14 protein-coding genes are annotated in these 19,031 nt (G+C 72.7%); 4 read left to right on the top strand and 10 right to left on the bottom strand.

All coding sequences use genetic code 11. The features are described from left to right. The first annotated feature begins 95 nt into the window (after nucleotides 1–95). The gene (locus TR49_RS39780) at nucleotides 96–1,256 is read left to right on the top strand and encodes a dihydrofolate reductase family protein (protein ID WP_052434153.1); all 1,161 of its coding nucleotides are present in this window, start codon (nucleotides 96–98) and stop codon (nucleotides 1,254–1,256) included. Between the two features lie 160 nt (nucleotides 1,257–1,416). Here the strand turns inward: TR49_RS39780 and TR49_RS08850 are convergent, their stop codons facing one another. The 10 genes from TR49_RS08850 to TR49_RS08805 all read right to left on the bottom strand — a co-directional run bounded on the left by TR49_RS08850 (nucleotide 1,417) and on the right by TR49_RS08805 (nucleotide 14,466). Further along, nucleotides 1,417–1,818, bottom strand: coding sequence for a globin (locus tag TR49_RS08850; RefSeq protein WP_042379212.1), 402 nt, complete (start codon nucleotides 1,816–1,818; stop codon nucleotides 1,417–1,419). Between the two features lie 26 nt (nucleotides 1,819–1,844). Next, nucleotides 1,845–2,912 (bottom strand): ABC transporter permease, encoded by a 1,068-nt coding sequence (locus tag TR49_RS08845; RefSeq protein WP_042379210.1) that lies wholly within the window; start codon nucleotides 2,910–2,912, stop codon nucleotides 1,845–1,847. Next, entirely contained in the window at nucleotides 2,909–3,826 is a 918-nt protein-coding gene (locus tag TR49_RS08840) for an ABC transporter ATP-binding protein (protein WP_042379207.1), read from the bottom strand. Before TR49_RS08840 ends, TR49_RS08845 begins: the two co-directional genes overlap by 4 nt. A 51-nt stretch (nucleotides 3,827–3,877) precedes the next feature. Next, nucleotides 3,878–4,999: an FHA domain-containing protein gene (locus TR49_RS08835; protein WP_042379205.1), complete on the bottom strand. Its 1,122-nt coding sequence runs from the start codon at nucleotides 4,997–4,999 to the stop codon at nucleotides 3,878–3,880. Between the two features lie 67 nt (nucleotides 5,000–5,066). Next, on the bottom strand, nucleotides 5,067–6,410 hold the full coding sequence (locus tag TR49_RS08830; protein ID WP_042379202.1) for a vWA domain-containing protein: 1,344 nt from the start codon (nucleotides 6,408–6,410) through the stop codon (nucleotides 5,067–5,069). Nucleotides 6,411–6,413: 3 nt separating this feature from the next. After that, nucleotides 6,414–7,991 carry a protein phosphatase 2C domain-containing protein gene (locus tag TR49_RS08825; RefSeq protein ID WP_369405300.1) on the bottom strand — a complete coding sequence of 526 codons (1,578 nt, stop codon included), beginning with the start codon at nucleotides 7,989–7,991 and terminating at the stop codon, nucleotides 6,414–6,416. Further along, on the bottom strand, nucleotides 7,988–10,612 hold the full coding sequence (locus TR49_RS08820; protein ID WP_152627141.1) for a serine/threonine-protein kinase: 2,625 nt from the start codon (nucleotides 10,610–10,612) through the stop codon (nucleotides 7,988–7,990). The genes TR49_RS08825 and TR49_RS08820 overlap by 4 nt, the downstream gene beginning before the upstream one ends. Nucleotides 10,613–10,728: 116 nt before the next feature. Further along, complete coding sequence (locus TR49_RS08815) at nucleotides 10,729–12,057, bottom strand: hypothetical protein (protein ID WP_042379197.1); 1,329 nt, start codon at nucleotides 12,055–12,057, stop codon at nucleotides 10,729–10,731. A 107-nt stretch (nucleotides 12,058–12,164) separates the two neighbouring features. Next, on the bottom strand, nucleotides 12,165–13,136 hold the full coding sequence (locus tag TR49_RS08810; protein ID WP_042379196.1) for a glutamate ABC transporter substrate-binding protein: 972 nt from the start codon (nucleotides 13,134–13,136) through the stop codon (nucleotides 12,165–12,167). Between the two features lie 10 nt (nucleotides 13,137–13,146). Next, the gene (locus TR49_RS08805) at nucleotides 13,147–14,466 is read right to left on the bottom strand and encodes a GlnX family signal transduction membrane protein (RefSeq protein ID WP_236653278.1); all 1,320 of its coding nucleotides are present in this window, start codon (nucleotides 14,464–14,466) and stop codon (nucleotides 13,147–13,149) included. Nucleotides 14,467–14,824: 358 nt separating this feature from the next. Between TR49_RS08805 and TR49_RS08800 the strand changes: the two genes are divergently transcribed. The 3 genes from TR49_RS08800 to pstS all read left to right on the top strand — a co-directional run. Beyond that, nucleotides 14,825–15,262, top strand: a complete 438-nt coding sequence (locus TR49_RS08800; protein WP_042379192.1) for a hypothetical protein — start codon at nucleotides 14,825–14,827, stop codon at nucleotides 15,260–15,262. Continuing rightward, nucleotides 15,259–16,272, top strand: a complete 1,014-nt coding sequence (pstC, locus tag TR49_RS08795) for a phosphate ABC transporter permease subunit PstC (RefSeq protein WP_084724701.1) — start codon at nucleotides 15,259–15,261, stop codon at nucleotides 16,270–16,272. The genes TR49_RS08800 and pstC overlap by 4 nt, the downstream gene beginning before the upstream one ends. Further along, nucleotides 16,269–19,031, top strand: a 2,763-nt coding sequence (gene pstS / locus TR49_RS44940) for a phosphate ABC transporter substrate-binding protein PstS (RefSeq protein WP_063770051.1), incomplete at its 3' end; no start/stop codon positions are given. The genes pstC and pstS, both read left to right, overlap by 4 nt.

Here is a 19,031-nt window from a genome sequence, read left to right as displayed (position 1 = left end):
GCGTGAAGATGACGTGAAGTGAGTGTGACACTACGGTCCGTGTCGTGCCAAGACACGGGGGCATATCGGCAAGGGAACAATCGTTGGACTGGTTCATGAGCCCAGAACTCCCGCCCGCCCGTCCGTTCGTGCTGATCAGCGCGGCCATGTCCGTCGACGGACACATCGACGACGCCACCGACGAGCGCCTGATGCTCTCCTCTCCCGAGGACTTCGACCGGGTCGACGCGCTCCGCGCCGAGAGCGACGCCATCCTCGTCGGCGCGGGCACGCTGCGTGCGGACGACCCCCGCCTGGAGGTTCGCGACGCCGCGCGCCGTGAGGCACGCGTGGCACGCGGCCTGACCGAGCATCCGCTGAAGGTGGCCCTGGCGGGGCACGGCGGTCTCTCCTCCGAGCTGCGCCTGTGGCGCAGCGGCGGGGCGAAGCTCGTCCTCGCTCCGGACGGGGCCGTCCCCGGGCTGCGCGCGTCACTGGGCTCGGCGGCCGAGGTCGTGGGGACGGGCGCCGAGTTCGACCCGGCGCGTGTGCTGGACGCGCTGGCAGCGCGGGGCGTGCGCCGGCTCATGGTCGAGGGCGGGGGCGCGGTCCAGTCCCTCTTCCTGACGGCGGGTCTGGTTGACGAGATCCAGCTGGCGGTCGCGCCGTTCTTCGTCGGCGAAGGATCCGCCCCGCGGTTCGCCCCGCCGACCGGAGCGGCGTTCCCGCAGAGCGCGACGCAGCGCATGACGCTGCTGGGCACGGAGACTCTGGGCGACATCGTGCTGCTGCGGTACGCCGCACGGCGGTCCGACGCTTCGCTGGTCACGCAGGCGGACGTCGGCTGGATGCGGGTCGCGATCGACCTCTCGCGCCAGTGCCCGCCGTCGGAGACGGCGTACTCGGTCGGCGCGGTCATCGTCGCCGCGGACGGCACGGAGATCGCGCGCGGCTTCTCGCGCGAGGGCGGCGACGACAAGGTGCACGCGGAGGAGTCCGCTCTGGGAAAGATCGACCCGGCCGACCCGCGCCTCCGCACGGCGACGATCTACTCCACGCTGGAGCCCTGCTCCGTCCGTGCCTCCCGCCCCTCCCCGTGCGCGGAACTGATCCGCGCGGCGGGCATCGGCCGCGTCGTCCTGGCCTGGCGCGAGCCGGCGCTGTTCGTGGCCGACTGCCAGGGGGTCGAACTGCTGGAAGCCGCGGGCGCGACGGTGCTCGAGACGCCCGCCCTGGCGGAAGAGGCCAGGGCCGTGAACGCGCACCTGGTCAGCTAGGGGCGTTGCACCACGCAGGGGCGCGGGGCGCTGCGGGCATGCGGCTCCGCCGCGTGGGCGCGACAAGCCACCCACGCAGGCAGAGCCCGGACGCGCAGGGCCATCCGTATGTCGGTGGTTGCTCGCGCAGTTCCTCGTGCCCCTGGGTCGTGCCACTACCTCACGGCGTGTTGATCATGCTTTCCGCCGCGTACACGAGGTAGCCCCAGAGCTCCTCCTCGTGTTCCGCGTCGAGTTCCAGCGCGTCCACCGCGTCGCGCATGTGGCGGAGCCAGGCGTCGTGTGCGGCGCGGTCGACCTTGAAGGGGGCGTGGCGCATGCGCAGGCGCGGGTGGCCGCGGCCCTCGCTGTAGGTGCGGGGGCCGCCCCAGTACTGCATGAGGAAGAGGGCGAGGCGCTCCTCCGCCGGGCCGAGGTCCTCCTCGGGGTACATCGGGCGGAGGAGGGGGTCCGCGGCCACGCCCTCGTAGAACCGGTGGACCAGGCGGCGGAAGGTCGGCTCGCCGCCGACCCGCTCGTAGAAGGTCTGGTTCTGCAGGGTTCCTCGCTTGATCTGGTCCACGCGCCCATCCTCTCAGACCGCGGAAGTCACGTGTCGTCCCAGCGGAAAAGCCGCAGCGAGACGACGCACAGCACCGCCGCGAGGGCCAGCAGCCCGCCGATCGTGGGCAGCGCCGCGTCCACGCCCTTGCCGCGGCTGAGGACGTCCTGCATGGCCGCCGCGAGGTGGTGCAGCGGCATCACCTGGGCGACGTCCTGCACCCAGCCGGGGGCGTAGTCGAGCGGGAAGAAGGAACCGGAGAGGAAGGCCATCGGCAGGACGATGAGCTGCGCCGCGCTCTGGGCGGCGTTCTCCGTCTTGGCGAAGGAGCCCGCGAGCAGGCCGATGGACATGAAGCAGAGCGAACCGCTGAGCACCAGCGGGACGGCGAGCCACCAGTCCCCGGTGAGCCGCAGGCCGTAGTACGGCAGGGTCGCCACGCCGAGGAAGACGGCGGTCTGCACCAGGGCGACCAGGAGCGTCACCGCCGTCGGCGCGGCGATCACCCCGGACAGGCCGACGGGAGCGAGCCGCAGCCGCCGCAGGATGCGCTTGCGACGCCAGGCGACCAGCGTCAGCGCCGCGGAGAAGGTGCCGGAGGTGGCGACGGCCCAGCCGAGCAGGCCGGGGGTGAGGTACTGGATCGGCTTGACGGACTGGTCCTCGACCTGAGCGGTGGTCAGCGTCCAGGCCGGCGGGCGGCCGGTCGCCTCCTGGTCGGTCTGTTGGACCACCACCTGGACCAGGCCCTGGACCGTCGCGGCGCGGGTCTGGTCGCCGGCCGAGAAGTGCAGCAGCAGCTGCCCGGAGCCGGTCTGCTGGAGCGCGCCGTCGTCCGTGCCGTCGCGGACCTTGCGCAGGGCGTCGGCGAGGTCGTCGTCGCGTCTGACCGTCAGCGTCCGGCCCAGCTCGGCCCGCTGGGCCGCGGTCATCGAGTCCAGCACACGGACCGGGCCCACCTGCAGCACGGTCGAGTGAGCCGTCGCGCCGCCCTTGAACAGGACGCCGAAGAGCAGCAGGAACATCAGCGGGAACAGCACCGTGAAGAACAGCCAGGTGCGGTCGCGCGAGTTGCTGACCAGCAGAGCCCGGGACAGGGAGAAGAAGGCTTTCATTCCCGGTACTCCCGTCCCGTCAGGTGCAGGAAGACGTCCTCCAGGGTGCCGCCGCGCACCTCCAGGCCGTTCAGCGCGCCGCGCTCGCCCAGCAGGGCGAGGACGGACGCGGGGGAGCGGGTGGCGAAGACCAGTGAGACACCGTCGTCCGTGGTCTGGGCGCCCTCGCCGAGCACGGTGCGGGCCTCGTCCACGGACAGCGCGCCGGACGGGACACTGATGCGGGTCGGCGCGTCCAGCTCCCGGATCAGGGCGGCGGGTGCGCCGGTGCGCAGCAGGCGACCGTGGTCCATGACGGCGACGCGGTCGCACAGGATCTCGGCCTCGTCGAGGTAGTGCGTGGTCAGCACGACCGTGCGGCCGTCGGCGTTGATCTCGCGCAGCAGGTCCCACAGGTTGCGCCGGGCCTGGGGATCCAAGCCCGTGGTCGGCTCGTCGAGGAAGACCAGCTCCGGCTCGTGGACCAGGGCGCAGGCGATGGAGAGCCGCTGCGCCTGGCCGCCGGAGAGCCTCTCGGCCTGCGTGCCGGCGAACTCGGCGAGCCCCACGCGGGCCAGCATCTCCTCGGCCCGGCGCAGGCCGACGCCGTAGAGGGAGGCGAAGGTCGCCAGCTGCTCACGGGCGGTCAGCCGCTCGAAGAAGGCGGAGGCCTGGAGCTGCACCCCGATGCGCGGCAGCAGCCGCGGGTTGCGCGGCCAGGGGCGTTCGCCGAGGAGGGTGGCGGTGCCCTCGTCGGGCTCGCGCAGGCCCTCCAGTATCTCCAGGGTGGTGGTCTTGCCGGCCCCGTTGGGGCCGAGCAGACCGAAGAACTCGCCTCGTCGGACCGAGAGCGAGACCCCGTCGACGGCCTGCACCGCGCCGTAGCGCTTGCGCAGGCCGTCGGCGGTGATCGCCGCGTCGTCGTCCCCTGTCACCGTTCCCCCCCCGTTCGGTGTCCGGGTCGTCGCCTGCCGGTCGGTTCCGGCTCAGGCGCAGTGGACCGTGATGGTGGTCCACGCGCCGACGTGGATCCGGTCGCCGTTCTTGAGCTCGACCGGGGTGAACGCCGGCAGCGGGTCCGCGCTGCCGTTCAGCGAGGTGCCGTTGGTGGAGTCCTGGTCGATGACGACCCAGCCGCCGTTCGGCTGCTCCTGGAGCAGGGCGTGGTTGTGCGAGGCCCCGGGGTCCTCCGGGGCGATGGACAGGTCGATCTCCGGGACGGTGCCGCGCTGGTGGCTGCGGCGGCCGATGCGGAGCTGGCCCTGACCGGTCATCGGGACCCGGCGCTCCGGGGAGTACGGCGGGAAGTAGAGCCCGGCGGCGTCAGGACCGCTGCGGTTCATCATGTCCTGGAAGTAGTCCCGGTCGGCGCTGACCACCGCGATCCAGGTACCCCGGTAGCCCGGCGCGCCCTGCTGCGGCGCCTGCCCCATGGAGCCCGACGGCGGACCGAAGGGGTCCAGACCCGGCGCGCCGCCGCCGTCCGGCCCGGCCGGGGTCGGCGGCGCGAGGACGTACTCGGTGTTGCCGCCGTTGGTGTCCCCGGTGATGTACGCGCCGTAGCCGCCGTTGGTGACCGGCCCGGAGACGGGCTCGGCGAGGCCGGGCTGCTGGACCGGCGCCTGCGGCGGACCCGACTGCAGAGGCTGCTGCAACGGCTGCTGCTGCGCGGGCGACTGCTGGAAGGGCGGCTGCTGCTGGAAGGGCTGCTGCTGGAAGGGCTGCTGCTGCGCGGGCGACTGCTGGAACGGCTGCTGGAACGGGTGCTGCACGGACTGCTGCGCGGGCTGCTGGAACGGCTGTCCCATCGGGGACGGCCCGCCCGGGACCGGAGCGGGGCTCGGCGCAGCCCCCTGCTGCGCCAGGTCCCAGTCGTAGCCGCACTCCTCGCAGTAGCGACCGGTGCGCGGCGTGGTGCAGATCGGGCAGACCGGCAGACCGGCCGTCGGCGTCGCAGGTGCGGGCGCGGACGGCGCGGGCTGCTGCCACGGCTGGCCCGCGCCCGGCTGCTGCGGCTGCGGGGCGGCCGGCTGCCCGGTCATGGGTGTCCCGCAGTAGTCGCAGTAGTCCGTGGTCTGCGAGGTGTGGCCGTTCGGGCAGATCGGCATCGTGCAAGCCCCCCTCGGGCTGGCTAGGCGGTCGGCAGCGCGTTCGAAGCGGCGGGGCGGGGCCCCGCTACTTCTTCACCCTGACAGTCTTCGTGGAGCGGGTTTCGAGCGTCATCGAGTCCTCCTCGCTCACGTTCTTACGGAAGCGAACGGTACCTTCCTTCGCGTCGACCACGTCGACCACCTTCGACAGCAGTTTGAAGGTGTCCTCGTTGCCCGACTCGGCCGCGAGCTGAACTGCCTTGCCCAGCTTGGCCGTCGCCGTGTCGAGGTCGCCGCGGCGGTGGGCGTCGAGACCCTCCTGGATGGCGCCGGCGAGCTCCGCCTGGCCGGTGTAGTGCGCGACCTGCGGGTTGATCTTGGTCGAAGCGTTGAGGTCGTCCGTCCAGACCGCCTTGACCAGACCCTGCGAGAGCACCTCGGAGGTCCCGTCCGGCTGCGGCACGACCAGGCTGATCCGGCCGGCCAGCATCTCGTCGCCGACGCCCGCCGGCGGCACCTCGATGCAGACGTGGTAGTCGCGGCTCTCGTCGCCCCAGGAGCCGGTCGGGTAGTCCCCCGCGCGCGGACCCGCGTCGACGCGGCGGCCGCTCAGGTCCTCGACGACCGGGGCGACCTGCTTGACGAACTTCACCGAGGCGTTGGCCGGCGTCCACACGCGCAGCGCGACGTCGGCGACGGCCTTGCCCATGGCCTTCTCCATCATCGCCCGGAAGTCCTCGGCGAGGCCCGAGGGGTCGGCGACGATGTCGACGCTGCCGAGCAGGGCGGAGGAGATCCGGCGCAGCTCGGCGACCTCCCAGTCGGTCCCGACGCCGCGGCAGTCCGCGGTGAAGCGGCCCTGGACCCGGTCGAGGGTGTGCTGGAGCTGGTCCGGGCGCTCGTGCTCGTTGCGGCCGTCGGTCAGCAGGATCGCGTGGCGGATGGAGATGTCGGGGCGGGTGGAGAAGATCTGGTCGGCCTTGGTCAGCCAGGTGCCGATGGCGGTCCCGCCGCCCGGGGTGAGCCGTCGCAGCGACTGCTTGGCCTCCTCACGGGTGCCCGGGGAGGAGATCGCGAGCTGCCCTGCGCCCGGGTAGACCTCCTTGGCCTCGTGCGTGCCCGCGACCACGGCGAAGGCGACGCCGTCGCGCACCGAGTCGATCGCGACGGCGGTGGCCTCACGCGCGTTGCGGATCTTGGTGGGCGGGTAGTCCATCGAGCCCGAGCAGTCGACGGCGATGACCACGGCCGCGTCCGGGCCGTCCAGCGAGCTGCCGTAGCCCGCGGCCGGGAGCGCCGCGCTGGTGCCGCCGCCGGTCGCGGTGACCGTGACGATCGCGTTGACCTCGTTCGCCCCCTGCGCGAGGTACGCGTTCTGGAAGATGTCGACGGAGAACTGCGGGAAGTTGGACTTGGTGAGCTTGGCCATGGGTCAGCTCTCCCCCTCGCGTAGCTGAAGTGTGGGTGAATCGAGGCTGTCGCCGACGAGAGTGGGCGGGTGGTTCGGCATGGTCGGCTCGTGCGGCTCGATGCCATCGACCGGCAGCAGGGCGACGGTGACGTTGTCGTGCCCGCCACGGTCGCAGGCGTAACGCGCGAGCGTCTGCGCGGCGTGCAGCGGCTTGGTACGGGCGTCCGCCGGGACGACGGCCGCGAGGTCGGCGGCGGCCTCGGCGTAGTTCCACAGGCCGTCGGTGCAGATCAGCACGGTGCCCGGGGCGTCCGGGGTGAAGGTGAGGGTGTGCGGCTCGACCTCGATCGCGTCCGCGCCGAGCCAGCCGGTGATGGCGTGCGCGCGGGCATCGGCGAAGGCCTCCGCCTCCGACATGAGCCCTGCCTCGACCATCCGGGTCGCCCAGGAGTCGTCCACGGTCAGCCGGCGCGAGCCGGAGCGGTCGTCGGGGAACCAGTAGGCCCGGCTGTCGCCGACCCATCCGACGGTGACCCGTCCCTCCGTCAGCACCGCACTGACGATGGTGCAGGCGGGTGCGTTGCGGCTGGGCTCGCGCTCGAACTCGTCCGCCAGCTCGTCCACGCGATTGGCCGCGGTCATGATCGCTTCGGTCATCGCGGTCTCCGGCTCCACGCCGGACTCCAGGGCCTCCAGCAGCGCCTCGCTGGCGCTGTCCGCGGCGGCCTGCGAGGCGTCGTCCGGGCGGGTCGCCGAGGAGACGCCGTCGCAGACCACGGCGACCACGGCGGAGCCGCCGTCGGGTCGCGAGGTCGCCGCGACGGCGAAGGCGTCCTCGTTCCGGTGGTGCCGGTGCCCGCGGTCGCTCACCCCGCAGACGCCGTTCAGCGACCGCTCCTGATGATCCCTCGGCCGTGGCTGCGCGAGGCCGCAGGCCTCGCAGTACCCGTCGGTGTCGATCCGCTGGGCGCCGCAGCCGACGCAGACCCGGGCATCCCCGGCCGGCACACTGCTCCACGGATCCGGCGCACCGGCTCCGGAGACCTCCGGCTCCTCCACCTCGGTGGCGAGCACCGGCGCGGCCAGCACGAAGTCCCCGGTGGCACCCGAGGGCACCGGCGCAGCAGCGGCGCCGACAGCGCCGAAGGCCGCGTCGTAGCCGCCGCCGGCGTCCGGCTCCCCGGCTGCGCCGGGCAGACCTCCCCCGGTCGGGCCGAGGCCGCCAGTGCCGGGCATCGCGCCGTATGCGCCGTCAGCTCCCTTTCCCGCGGCTGCGGGCAGACCTCCGCCCGTCGCGCCGTCGTGGGCGGCTGTGCCGCGCGATCCGGCTGCGCCGGGTGCCGCGTCGTAGCCGCCGTCAGCGCCGGTCCCCCCGGCTGCGCCGGATGTGCCGGACGGCAGGGGGGAGTCGTCGGGGGTGGTGGCGTGATGGGTCGCGGAGAAGCCGCTCGGGGCGGGTGCCGTCGCGCGCGGGTCCGTGCCGGAGGCGCGGGCGGTGGAGAGGTCGATGCCGCACTCTTCGCAGTAGCGGTCCGACTCTGCCACCGGCTGGGCGCAGTTGGGGCAGGAGAGGGTCAGTTGGTCCATGGTTTCGCTCACACCCAGGTCCTCGGGCGCGTGCGGTTGGCCCGCTCGACCCATGCGATCCGTTGTTCGGGGCTCTCGGCCAGTCGGGCCAGCTTGCGGTAGGAGTCCTCCAGCGCGAAGCGCAGTGCGCGCTCCTCCGCGGGGTTGCCCAGCAGGGTGATCGGGGCCGCCGCGCCGGTGACGTCGGGACGGCCCGCCAGGACCCAGCCGAGTGCCTTGCCGAGGACCTCGACCGAAAGCTCCTCGCGGCGGCGCGCGTCCAGACCCAGCCCGCCCAGCTGCTGCGAGGCCGCGTCGAGGTCGATCCGCAGCGGCTCCTGCGGCGCCCGCTCGCGCAGCCGCGCGCGGACCGAGGCGACGCGGGCCGCGACGTAGTGCGTGGACGCCTCGGGCACGGACTCCAGCGCGGCCACCGCGCCGGGCCGGTCGCCGGTGGCGAGCAGCACGCGGGCCAGGCTGAAGGCCGCGCTGACGTACGAGCGGTCGGTCGTCCACACCAGGCGGTAGAACTCCGCCGCGTCCTCGCGCTCGCCGAGAGCCTCCGCGCAGACGCCGAGGGCCAGCTTGGGCGCGGCCTCGCCGGGGAACGCGTCGTAGATCGCGTCGAAGGACTCCGCCGCCGCGCGCAGCGCCGCACCCGCCTCGGGGCCGCCGGGAACCGCGGACGCGGCGAGCGCCGCCAGGCCGCGGTACCAGACGACCCGCCAGTCGTCGGAGGCGTCGGTGCCCAGCTGGGTCAGCGCCTCCTGCACGGCGACCAGGTCGCCCTTCTCGATCAGCGCGCGCAGCCCGCGCAGCCGCAGCTCCACGGAGTTGACGGGCGCGGTGCCCAGGGCCGTCAGCACCTCGTCGGGCGAGGTCGCCATCAGCGAGGCGAGGAAGCCGGCGTTCGGGTCGCCCGGGTCGATCCGCGGGACGGGGAGGGCCAGCGCCGCAGCCCGGGTGTCCAGCGGCAGCACCCTGGGGACGGTGACGGTGCCGTTCGGCACCGCGATGACGGGGTTGCCGGGCGAGGCCGCCGCGGCCTGCCGGCGGCGTCCGCCGCGGGTGGACGCGGGCGGCTCCTCCAGCTCACCGTGGAGCAACTCGGTGTCGACCACCCGCAGTTCAGGACCGAACAGGGTGGACAGCGCCGGGCGCGGCCGCGCGTCCTGCAGGGCCAGCACCTCGCGCAGCACGCCGGTGAGCTGCTCGGCCATCTCCTGCGCCGAGGAGAAGCGGCGGCCCGCGTCGGGGTCGGTCGCGCGGACCAGCAGCCGGTAGTAGGACTCGTACCGGTTGAAGACCTCGACCTCCTCCGGGCCGGGCAGCGAGTCCCGGTAGACCGTGGAGTAGCCCTGGAAGTCGAAGGTCATCACCGCGAGCGCGCGGGCCACGGTGTAGAGGTCGGAGGCGGGGGAGACGCCCTCGGTGGCGATCTCGGGGGCCTGGTAGCCGATGGTCCCGAAGATCGCGCCGTCGTCGTCCTGGCGGCGCACCGCGCCCATGTCGATGATCTTCAGCTGGTCCTCGGACTGGATCACGTTGTCCAGCTTGAAGTCGCAGTAGATCAGGCCGCGCTGGTGCAGGTAGCCCAGGGCCGGCAGTGCCTCCAGCGCGTAGGCGATGGCCTGCTCGACCGCCAGCGGCTCGCGCTTGCCGTCCGGCATCCGACGCTCGTCGGCGATGTCCTTGAGGGACTTGCCGCCGACGTAGTCCATGACGATGTAGCCGTCCCGGGTGCCCTTGCGCGGGTCCGGGTGCTCGACGAAGTTGATGATGCGGACGATGTTGGGGTGGTCGACCTCGGCCAGGTAGCGGCGCTCGGCGATGGCGACCGCCAGGGCCTCCTCGTCGCCGGTGTCCAGCAGGCCCTTGAGCACGATCCACTTGTCGTTGACGCGCCGGTCGACGCCGAGGTAGATCCAGCCCAGACCGCCGTGGGCCAGGCAGCCGACCACCTCGTACTGGCCGCCGACCAGGTCGCCGGGGAAGAGCTTGGGCGTGAAGGAGTACGCGGAGCCGCACTTGGTGCAGAAGCCCTCGGTGCGGCCCGGCACGCCGTTCTTGGACCGGCCGACCGGCGACTCGCACTTGCTGCAGTACCGCTTGCGCTCGGCCACCTCGGGGTTGGCCAGCACCTTGGAGCGCGGGTCCTCCTTCGGGATCGGCGGCACGGTCACCAGGCCCGCGCCGAGCGCGCCGCGCTGGCTGCGGCTGCCGCGGCTGCTGGTGCGCACCGAGACCGAGCCGCTGCGGCCCGTCCGCGAGGAGCGCGAACGCCCGGACATGGTCCGGGAGCTGCGGGAGGTGGAGGTGGACCGGGAGGTGGAGCCGCTGCCGACGCCGTGCTGCGCCGGGATGGACGCGGACGGCAGCGGCGCGAGCCCGCACTCGGTGCAGTAGCCGTCGGCGTCGATGACACCGGTGCCGGTGCAGTCGGGGCGCGCGCACGGCGCGCCCGGTCCGGTGGGCGCAGCGCCCGACGTATGCGTGCCGGAGGCGTGCGCGCCGGACGTCTGTCCGCCCGCCTGCCCGGTGCCGGTGCGCGCCGCAGTCTGGAGCGGCGCGAGCCCGCACTCGGTGCAGTAGCCGTCCGCGTCGATGACACCCGTGCCGGTGCAGTCCGGCCGTGTGCACGGTACCGCGTTCATCCCCGCCATCCCCCTGCGGCCGGTGCCGCAAAAGTCGTCAGTTGCTGTGCCTTGGTCGTGGCCTTGGTCATGCTTCGGGTCGTGCGCTGTCTCATGATGCTTCCCCCTGTCGGAGCTCAGGCACCGTAGGGGCGTCCGTCGACCGGGCCGGCGGCCTGTTGCTGCTGGACCGCCCGCAGTCCCTGCTGGTAGCGCAGGACCGCGTGGTCCGCCGCGCGCAGGTCGCAGGGGGCGCTCCAGAGCATCCGCCGGGCCAGGTCGTAACGCTCGATCAGCTCCGGGTCCTCGGCGACGCCGAGTCGCGCCGCCATGGCTTTGTACGCGTCCAGCCGCCCGCGCAGTTCCGCGCGGACCGCCAGGGGAGCGGTCACCGAGGTCAGCGACTCCCGGGCCCGCTCCAACTCCCGCTCGGACGCGGCCTCCAGGGTGTCCAGCAGCGGACCGAGCATCGACCAGCGGCCGTGCCGGCGCAGCTGCTCGGCCTGGGCGAGCCGCTCGCGCATCGCGCTGGCCGGTCCGGGCACGGTCGGCACCTCGGTGGCCGCGATCTTCGCCAGCACCTCGCCGCGCGCCCGGCGGGCCTCGGCCAGGGTGGCGTCGGCGCGGGCCAGTGTCTCGCCGACGCGTTCCAGCCGCTCGTCGGCGTCGTCGCGCAGCCGCACCAGGTCGGTCAGTTCGAGGCGGATGTCCTCCACCGCGCGTTCGGCGCGGTCGTAGCGGGCGGTCTCCACCGAGCCGCCCACGGGCGTCCGACCGGGCGCGGACGCGCCGACGGGTCGCCGGGTCCAGAACAGCAGCGGGTCGGAGACCACCTCGCCGCGCAGCGCGGCGAGCTCCTTGCCGAGCTCCTCCAGTGCGTCGCCGGCCGGGTGTTCGCCCGGCAGGACGCCGACGGAACGGGCCAGCGCCTGCACCCGGCCGAGCTCGGCCAGCAACAGGTCGATGCGGGCCGGCAGTGCCGACCAGACCGCGTCCGCCGCCGAGGCGACGTCCATGATCCGTGCGTACCACTCGTTCATCCGGTCGACGAGGTCGCGCAGGCTCACCTGCTCGCTCAGCCGGGCGCCGCCGGTCAGCGACGGCGCGCCGCCGGGCAGTTGGTTGCCGGCGACGGTCACGCCCTTGCCGCGCAGCAGCTCGGTCAGCTCGATCAGCTCGGACTGGGTGGGTCTGCTGCGCCGCGAGCGCACCGCCCGGGCCGCGGCCAGTGCCTCGGAGTAGGTGTCGAAGAGGTTCCACATCAGCTGGAGCCCCGGCTCGGCCGCGCTCCACAGCTCGGCGGTGCGGCCGGTCAGCTGCGCGCCCTCCAGCAGACGTCGGCCCGGGTGGTCCTGCAAGGCCAGCAGGGAGGATTCGACGGCCTCGCGCTCGTCGCCGAGCCCCTTGAGGGTACGGTCCACCTCCTCGCGGGTCATCACGGGACCGTAGGGTCCGGTCAACGCCATGCTTGCTTGTCTCCCTGGTGGTCGTGCCGACAGTCAGACTGTCAGATCCGGGTCCGGGGAGGATCCCCGGGGGCGGACCTTGGTGCAACCTTGACGCGGTGGCGCGGTCAGCCCGTGTAGTGGGCGGCGGGTGGGGCGCTGTTCTGTCCGGTGATGGGCTTGATCCACTTTCCGTAGCTCTGCTGCCACGCGCCGCCGCCGATGTAGGACTGCAGCACCGCGTTGATCCGCGCGACCAGGTCGTGCGAGCCGAGCTTGACCGCGACCGCGTAGTACTCGGTGTCCAGCGTCCCCGGCACGATCCGCAGCGACTTGTCCTGCGCGTTGAGGCCGGCGGCGAGCGCGCCGTCGGTGATGGTCGCGTCCACCTGGCCGAGCTGCATCAGCACCAGGCAGTCCAGCTGGTTCTCGACCGGGACCTCCTGCGACTTGTAGGCGCTGCCCTGCAGCAGGCCCTCGGCCGTGGAGCCCTTGGCGGTGCAGATCCGCTGGCCCTTGATGCTCGAGTTCAGGCCGGTGACCTTGGAGTCCTTCGGCACCAGGATCTGCTGGCCGGTCTCGAAGTAGTCGGCGGAGAAGGAGACCTGCTTCTCCCGCGCGCAGTTGTGGGTGAAGGTGCGCACCACGACGTCCACCAGGCCGTTCTGAAGCGCGGGGATGCGCTGGTCGGTGGGGACGGCCAGCAGGGTCACCTTGTTCGGGTCGCCCAGGATCGCCGCGGCCAGCGCGTGCACCAGGTCGATGTCGAAGCCCTGGACGTCACCGCTGTTCGGGTCGCGGAAGCCCCACAGGTAGCTGTTGGTGTCGATGCCCGCGACGAGCTTGCCGCGCCGGATGATGCGCTGCACGTCCAGCCCGCCGTCCGAGGTGCTCGGCGAGGCGGTCGCCAGCGGGTCGCAGCTGTTGTCGTCCTCCGGCGCGCCGGCGATCCGGATCGACGCCGTGTGGTCCGGCGCGGAGTTGGTCTCCGCCGCCGAGCTGCCGGCGAACGCGAAGCCTCCGAGCAGCAGGGCGGACGTCACCGCCCACACGCCCGGTCGCAGCGCCGGCCGCAGCAGTCTCTGGAACGTCTTGTTCACTGCTCTCCCCCTACCGGTACTCGGCCACACGCCGGTTGACGCCCATCACCACGCCGGCCGCGGCGAGCACGGTCAGCACGCCCGAGCCGGGCGCGAGCAGGGAGGTGGCGCTGCGGCCGCTGTCGGCGAGGTTGGTGAACTGGCTCTGTTCGTGTGCGGCGGCCGTGTCCAGGCTGCCCTTGAGCGAGGTGAAGGCGGCGTTGACGGTGCCGCCGCCGCTGCCGATGGTGTCGCTCACGGCGGCGTCGTAGTCGCCGCTCTGGTTGGCGCCGTGGGCGGTGTCGTGCCGCGACTGCCAGCTGTGGAAGGACGCGACGGCGGCGATCACCGCCTGCTGGGCGGTGGCGTCGCCGGAGGTCTTCGACTGCGCCTGGGCGAGGTAGCCGCCCGGGCCCGCGAGCTTGACGCTGTCGGTGTCCCAGGCCTTCTCGTAGGCGGTGGTCGAGCCGCGGGCCACCAGGTTGAGGTTCTCCGCGGCGCGGCACTTGAGTGCCTCGATCTCGGCCTGGTTCAGCATCTGCAGCGGCGCGGCGCCCTTGGCGTCGCTGTCCGCGAGGTAGGAGGACGAGAGGGTCTGACCGACCGCCAGCCAGAGCAGCGCGACGGTCGCGCAGGCGGTCGCGAACATCATGCCGAGGTTGAACACCCGGTTGGTACTGCGGAACAGCCGGATCTGCGCCCGCACCAGCACGACCAGCAGGATGACGCCGAGCCCGACAGCGGCCCATGGCAGCGAGCGGGCGTCGGCGTAGTCGCTGTTCAGGCGCGCCGTCTCGGCCTGGTAGAGGTTCTGGGCCTCGGTCAGCATCTGGTTCTGCATCTGCCCGGAGGCGTAGCGCAGGTAGGCGCCACCGAGCGGGATGCCCTGCCGGTCGTCGGCCTTGGCGGTCTCGACCAGGCCCGCGTAGACCGGGAGCTCCGCGTTGAGCTTGGTGATCCACTGCTGGCCCGGGTCGCCCGAGCCGCTCTGCGCCGCCGCCTTGGTCAGCAGCTGCGAGGCCGTGGCGATGTCGTCGGTGTACTGCGCGCGAACGGCCGCCGTCTCCTGGCCGGCCTGGAGGAAGCCGGTGGCGGCGGTGGTGTCCGCGTCCGCGAGGGAGCGGAAGATCTGCGCGGCGTCGTTGCTGAGCGGCTGGCTGTGGTTGACCACGTTGTCGGCCGCGGCGGAGCGCGAGCTGACCTGCCAGACGGTCAGTACACCGAAGAGCAGCGCCAGCAGGGCCAACAGGGCCGCGCCGGTCTGCAGCCGCCGTGGCGGAGTGGCCGTCAGCCGGGCGGTCAGGCCGCTGCCCGCCCCCGGTCCGTCCTGCCGTCCGCGCTGCGATGGCATGGTCGATCGCGGCCCGGCCGGTTGCGTGGTCGCCGGTCGTGTCGCCGGTGTCGCCATGCTGCGCGCCCCTTCCCCCGTCTCGTTTCGTCGCAAGAAGTATGGCCGCCCTTGAGGACGAGTCACACCAGAGTTGCGCCGATCTTGAGGATTCGCGGCAGAGCTGTGACACAAACGGTGACCGATCGTGTGCGGAATTGGCATGACCGATGTACACAACTTGCCGACATCTCCGACACTTCTCGTTCACCCTGTCCATGTCCGGCGTTCCTGGCTCTGATTCTGTGAATCCGCTTGGAACCTCGACCGTCTCCCTCGGCCGATCGCGACCAGTGCGGTCCAGTGCGGGAGATGGGGAACCGTGAGTGGAGCCAGATTCCTGATCGCCACCGGCACCGACCGGGAGAGCGGCAGCGAGTCGCCGTGGTTCGGGTGGCGCCTGCTCAGCGCCAACAACCGCGAGTTGGGGCGCAGCGCCACGTTCTTCCCACGGCGCGAGGACTGCGAGGCGGCCGTGCTCCACCTGCGCGCCAACCTCGACCGCGCCGTGCCCGTGGTCCACGTGGTACGGCCCGACTCGCTGTGGCGCTGGCGCCTCGAGATCGACGGCACCGAGGCGGCCCGGTCCGGGCGCGCCTACCACCGGCTGCGCGAATGCCGCTACAGCCTGGCGCACTTCCACACCGGGGTGAGCCTGGCCGACGCCGCGCCGCACGCGCTGCCCGAACAGCGCTCCTCCGTCCGCCGCACGGGCGGCGGACGCGCGCCGGGCGACCTCTCCCGGGCGGTGGCCCGATGAGCGCCCCTGCTCCCGTCCGCGCCGCCGGCGGCCGACCCGCCGGCCGCCGGCCCGTCGCGCGCGTGGGGCTCTCGGACCAGGTCTTCCGTGGCGGACTGCGGGTCAGCGGCGGCGCGGTCCTGCTGGTGATGCTCGCCGTCGGCAGTTTTCTGGCCTACCAGGCCGCGCACGCCCTGCGGGTCGGCGGCTTCGCATTCCTGACGACCCAGAGCTGGGAGCCGGACGCCGGCCGCGGCCACTTCGGCATCGCCGCCGTGCTGACCGGCACGGTCCTGATCGGCGTGCTCGCGGTCTCGCTGGCGCTGCCGATGGCCCTGTGTGCGGCGCTCTACATCTCCGAGTACGCGCCGCGCCGCCTGCGGCAGACGCTGATCGCCCTGGTGGACCTGATGGCCGCGGTGCCGAGCGTGGTCTACGGCCTGTGGGGCTTCTTCTTCCTGGAGCAGCGGATGACCGGCCTGGCCCGCTGGATCTCCACCTACTTCGGCTGGATCCCGGTGTTCAGGGTCGACGGCGCCGATCCGCACGACCCGCTCGCGCCCGTCGCCGCCTACACCTCCTCGACCTTCATCGCGGGCACGGTCGTCGCCTTCATGATCACGCCGATCATGTGCTCGGTCATGCGGGAGGTCTTCGGCCAGGCCCCGGCGGGCGAACGCGAGGGCGCCTACGCGCTCGGCGCGACCCGCTGGGGCATGATCCGCTCCGTCGTGCTGCCCTACGGACGCGGCGGGATCATCGGCGGCACCATGCTCGGCCTCGGCCGGGCCCTGGGCGAGACCATCACCGTCTACATGATCATCTCGATGGTCTTCGCGATCCAGCCGCACGTGCTGCAGAGCGGCGCCAGCACCGTCTCCGCACTCATCGCCCTGCACTACGGCGACTCCTCGCCGTTCGGCGTCTCCGCGCTCATGGCCGCCGGGCTCGCCCTGTTCCTGATGACCCTGGCGGTCAACTTCGCGGCCTCGGCCGTGGTCGCCCGCAGCCGCTCCGGAGCCGCCTCATGACCACCTCCGCGACCTCGTCCGGGACGTCCTCCACGCCGGAGACGCCGGCGCCGGCCCCTGCGCAGACGCAGGCGCGGACCACCGTCGTGGTCCGCGGCCCGCTGCCGCCAGGTGCGCCACGCCGGCAGCGGCGTCGGCCCGGCGCCGCCAAGCCCGCCGATCGCTACGCCGTCATCGGCGCGCTCGCCGGATCCGTCGGGCTCACCACCCTGCTCTTCCACTACCTGCTGCCGTTCGACGGCCCACTGGGCTTCGTCGTCACCGCGTGGCTGTGCTTCCTCGGCCTCTACGCGCTGCTGGTCGCCCAGGAGGAGAGCGGCCTCGCGGTCCGCGACCGCCTCGCGGCCGCGGTCGTGCACAGTGTCGCCGCGCTGGTGCTGGCGGCCCTGGTGCTCGTCATCGGCTACGTCGCCGTCCGCAGCTGGGACGCCCTGCCGCACGGCAACTTCTACACGCAGGACATGTCCGACGCGGACTCGCTCGCGCCCCTCACCACCGGCGGCGTGCTGCACGCGGTGATCGGCTCGCTGGAGCAGATCGGCATCGCGCTCGCCATCACGGTCCCGCTGGGCATCGGCACGGCCGTGTTCCTGTCGGAGGTCCCCGGCGCGTTCAGCCGCTTCGTGCGCACCCTCACCGAGGCGATGACCGCCTTGCCGTCGGTCCTGGCCGGCCTCTTCATCTACGCCGTCTTCGTGCTGGTCCTCGGCTGGGGCCGCAGCGGCTTCGCCGCGGGCTGTGCGCTCTCGGTGATGATGCTGCCGATCATCATCCGCGCGGCGGACGTGGTGCTGCGGCTGGTGCCCGCGTCCCTCAAGGAGGCCTCCTACGCCCTCGGCGCGGGCCGGCTGCGGACGGTCCTCGGGGTCGTCCTGCCGACCGCCCGTTCCGGGCTGATGACCGCGGTCATCCTCGGCACCGCACGCGGCATCGGCGAGACCTCGCCGGTGCTGCTGACCGCGGGCTACAACAAGGCGTTCAACGCGGACCCCTTCAGCGGCCCGCAGGTCTCCCTGCCGCTGCTGGTCTTCACCCTGGTGCGGCTGCCCTCGCAGGCACAGATCGCCCGCGGCTTCGGCGCGGCGGCGGTCCTGCTGGGCCTGGTGGTCCTGCTCTTCGTACTGGCGCGCGTGGTCGGCGGCCGCCCCGCGGGCGTCCTGAACGCCCGCCAACAACGGCGCCGCGCAGCGGCGTCGACGCGACTTGCGCTCAGATTCGCACACACGGCCGGTGGCAACCAGGGGCGCGGGGAACTGCGCGAGAGCCGCCGGCGAGCGGACGGCCCTGCGCGTCCGGGTCTCCCTCTGCGTGGGTGGCTTGTCGCGCAGTTCCCCGCGCCCCTGGAAGTCGCAACATCCCCTGCGTCCAAAGCCTCCCCCTCCGACAGAAGGGATGCCGGCGTGCGTCGCCGACTCCTCGCGCTGCTGCGCGGCGCCGCCGCGGTCACCGCGCTTGCCCTGGTGCTGGTCTGGGGCGCAGCCCCGCGCGCCCTCGCCAGTGACTACGTGCCGATCTCCGGGGCCGGCTCCACCTGGAGCAGCAACGCGATGGACGCCTGGGCCACCAACGTCAAGCAGTACGGCATGCAGATCAACTTCGACGCCACCGGCTCCTCCGACGGCCGCGCGAAGTTCAAGAACGGCGCGGTGGACTTCGCCGTCTCCGAGATCCCGTACGGCATCACCGACCAGGGCGTCTACGAGGCCCCGCCGCCGCGCCACTTCGCCTACATGCCGATCGTCGCCGGTGGCACCGCCTTCATGTACAACCTGAAGATCAACGGGCGCCGGGTCACCAACCTGCGCCTGTCCGGCGACACCATCGCCGGGATCTTCACGGGCACCATCACCAAGTGGAACGACCCGGCGATCGCCGCCGACAACCCGGAGCTCACGCTGCCCGCCCGGCCGATCGTTCCGGTCGTGCGGTCCGACGGGTCCGGCACCACCGCGCAGCTGACCACGTGGATGAGCCAGACCAACGAGGCGTCCAAGTGGAACGCCTACTGCGTCAGGGCGGGTCGCAGCTCGCCCTGCGGGGTCACCTCCTTCTACCCGGTCATCCCCGGCACCCCGTTCATCGCGCTGAGCGGCTCGCAGGGCGTCTCCGGCTTCGTCGCGCAGGACCAGAACGAGGGCTCGATCACCTACGTCGAGTACTCCTACGCGCTCAACACCGGCTTCCCGGTGGCCAAGATGCTGAACGCCTCGGGCTACTACGTCGAGCCGACCGCCCCGGCGGTCGCGGTCGGGCTGACCTCGGCGCAGATCAACTCCGACCTGACGCAGAAGCTCAACGGCGTCTACAACAGCCCGGACCGCCGCGCATACCCGCTGTCCAGCTACAGCTACATGATCCTGCCGACCGCGGTGGAGAGCGGGTTCAACACCGACAAGGGCCGCACCCTCGGCGCGTTCGCCTACTACTTCCTGTGCCAGGGACAACAGCAGGCTCCCGCGCTCGGCTACTCGCCGCTGCCGATCAACCTGGTGCAGGCCGGTCTGACCCAGATCCGCCGGGTGCCCGGGGTGCAGGCGCAGAACATCACCATCAAGAACTGCAACAACCCGACCTTCTCCTCGGACGGGAGCAACACGCTGGCCAAGACCGCGCCGTACCCGCCGGCTTGTGACAAGAAGGGCCCGACCCAGTGCAGCACCGGGACGGGCGGCGCGGGCGGCAGCGGGGGAGCCGGTGCCGGCGGCGGCTCCGGTGGGCCCGGCGGCAGCAGCGGCGCGGCGACCTCGGGCGGTGCGGGC

The sequence above is a fragment of the Streptacidiphilus melanogenes genome (assembly GCF_000787835.1).
Classification (GTDB): domain Bacteria; phylum Actinomycetota; class Actinomycetes; order Streptomycetales; family Streptomycetaceae; genus Streptacidiphilus; species Streptacidiphilus melanogenes.
Note: the sequence above shows the minus strand (reverse complement) of the source record. Positions and strands in the feature narration are given on the sequence as shown.

Coding starts and splice junctions, on each gene's coding strand:
- pstC (WP_084724701.1), top strand. CDS start 15,259: ATGAGCGCCCCTGCTCCCGTCCGCGCCGCCGGCGGCCGACCCGCCGGC.
- TR49_RS39780 (WP_052434153.1), top strand. CDS start 96: ATGAGCCCAGAACTCCCGCCCGCCCGTCCGTTCGTGCTGATCAGCGCG.
- TR49_RS08815 (WP_042379197.1), bottom strand. CDS start 12,057: ATGGCGTTGACCGGACCCTACGGTCCCGTGATGACCCGCGAGGAGGTG.
- TR49_RS08835 (WP_042379205.1), bottom strand. CDS start 4,999: ATGCCGATCTGCCCGAACGGCCACACCTCGCAGACCACGGACTACTGC.
- TR49_RS08820 (WP_152627141.1), bottom strand. CDS start 10,612: ATGAACGCGGTACCGTGCACACGGCCGGACTGCACCGGCACGGGTGTC.
- TR49_RS08805 (WP_236653278.1), bottom strand. CDS start 14,466: ATGCCATCGCAGCGCGGACGGCAGGACGGACCGGGGGCGGGCAGCGGC.
- TR49_RS08830 (WP_042379202.1), bottom strand. CDS start 6,410: ATGGCCAAGCTCACCAAGTCCAACTTCCCGCAGTTCTCCGTCGACATC.
- TR49_RS08845 (WP_042379210.1), bottom strand. CDS start 2,912: ATGAAAGCCTTCTTCTCCCTGTCCCGGGCTCTGCTGGTCAGCAACTCG.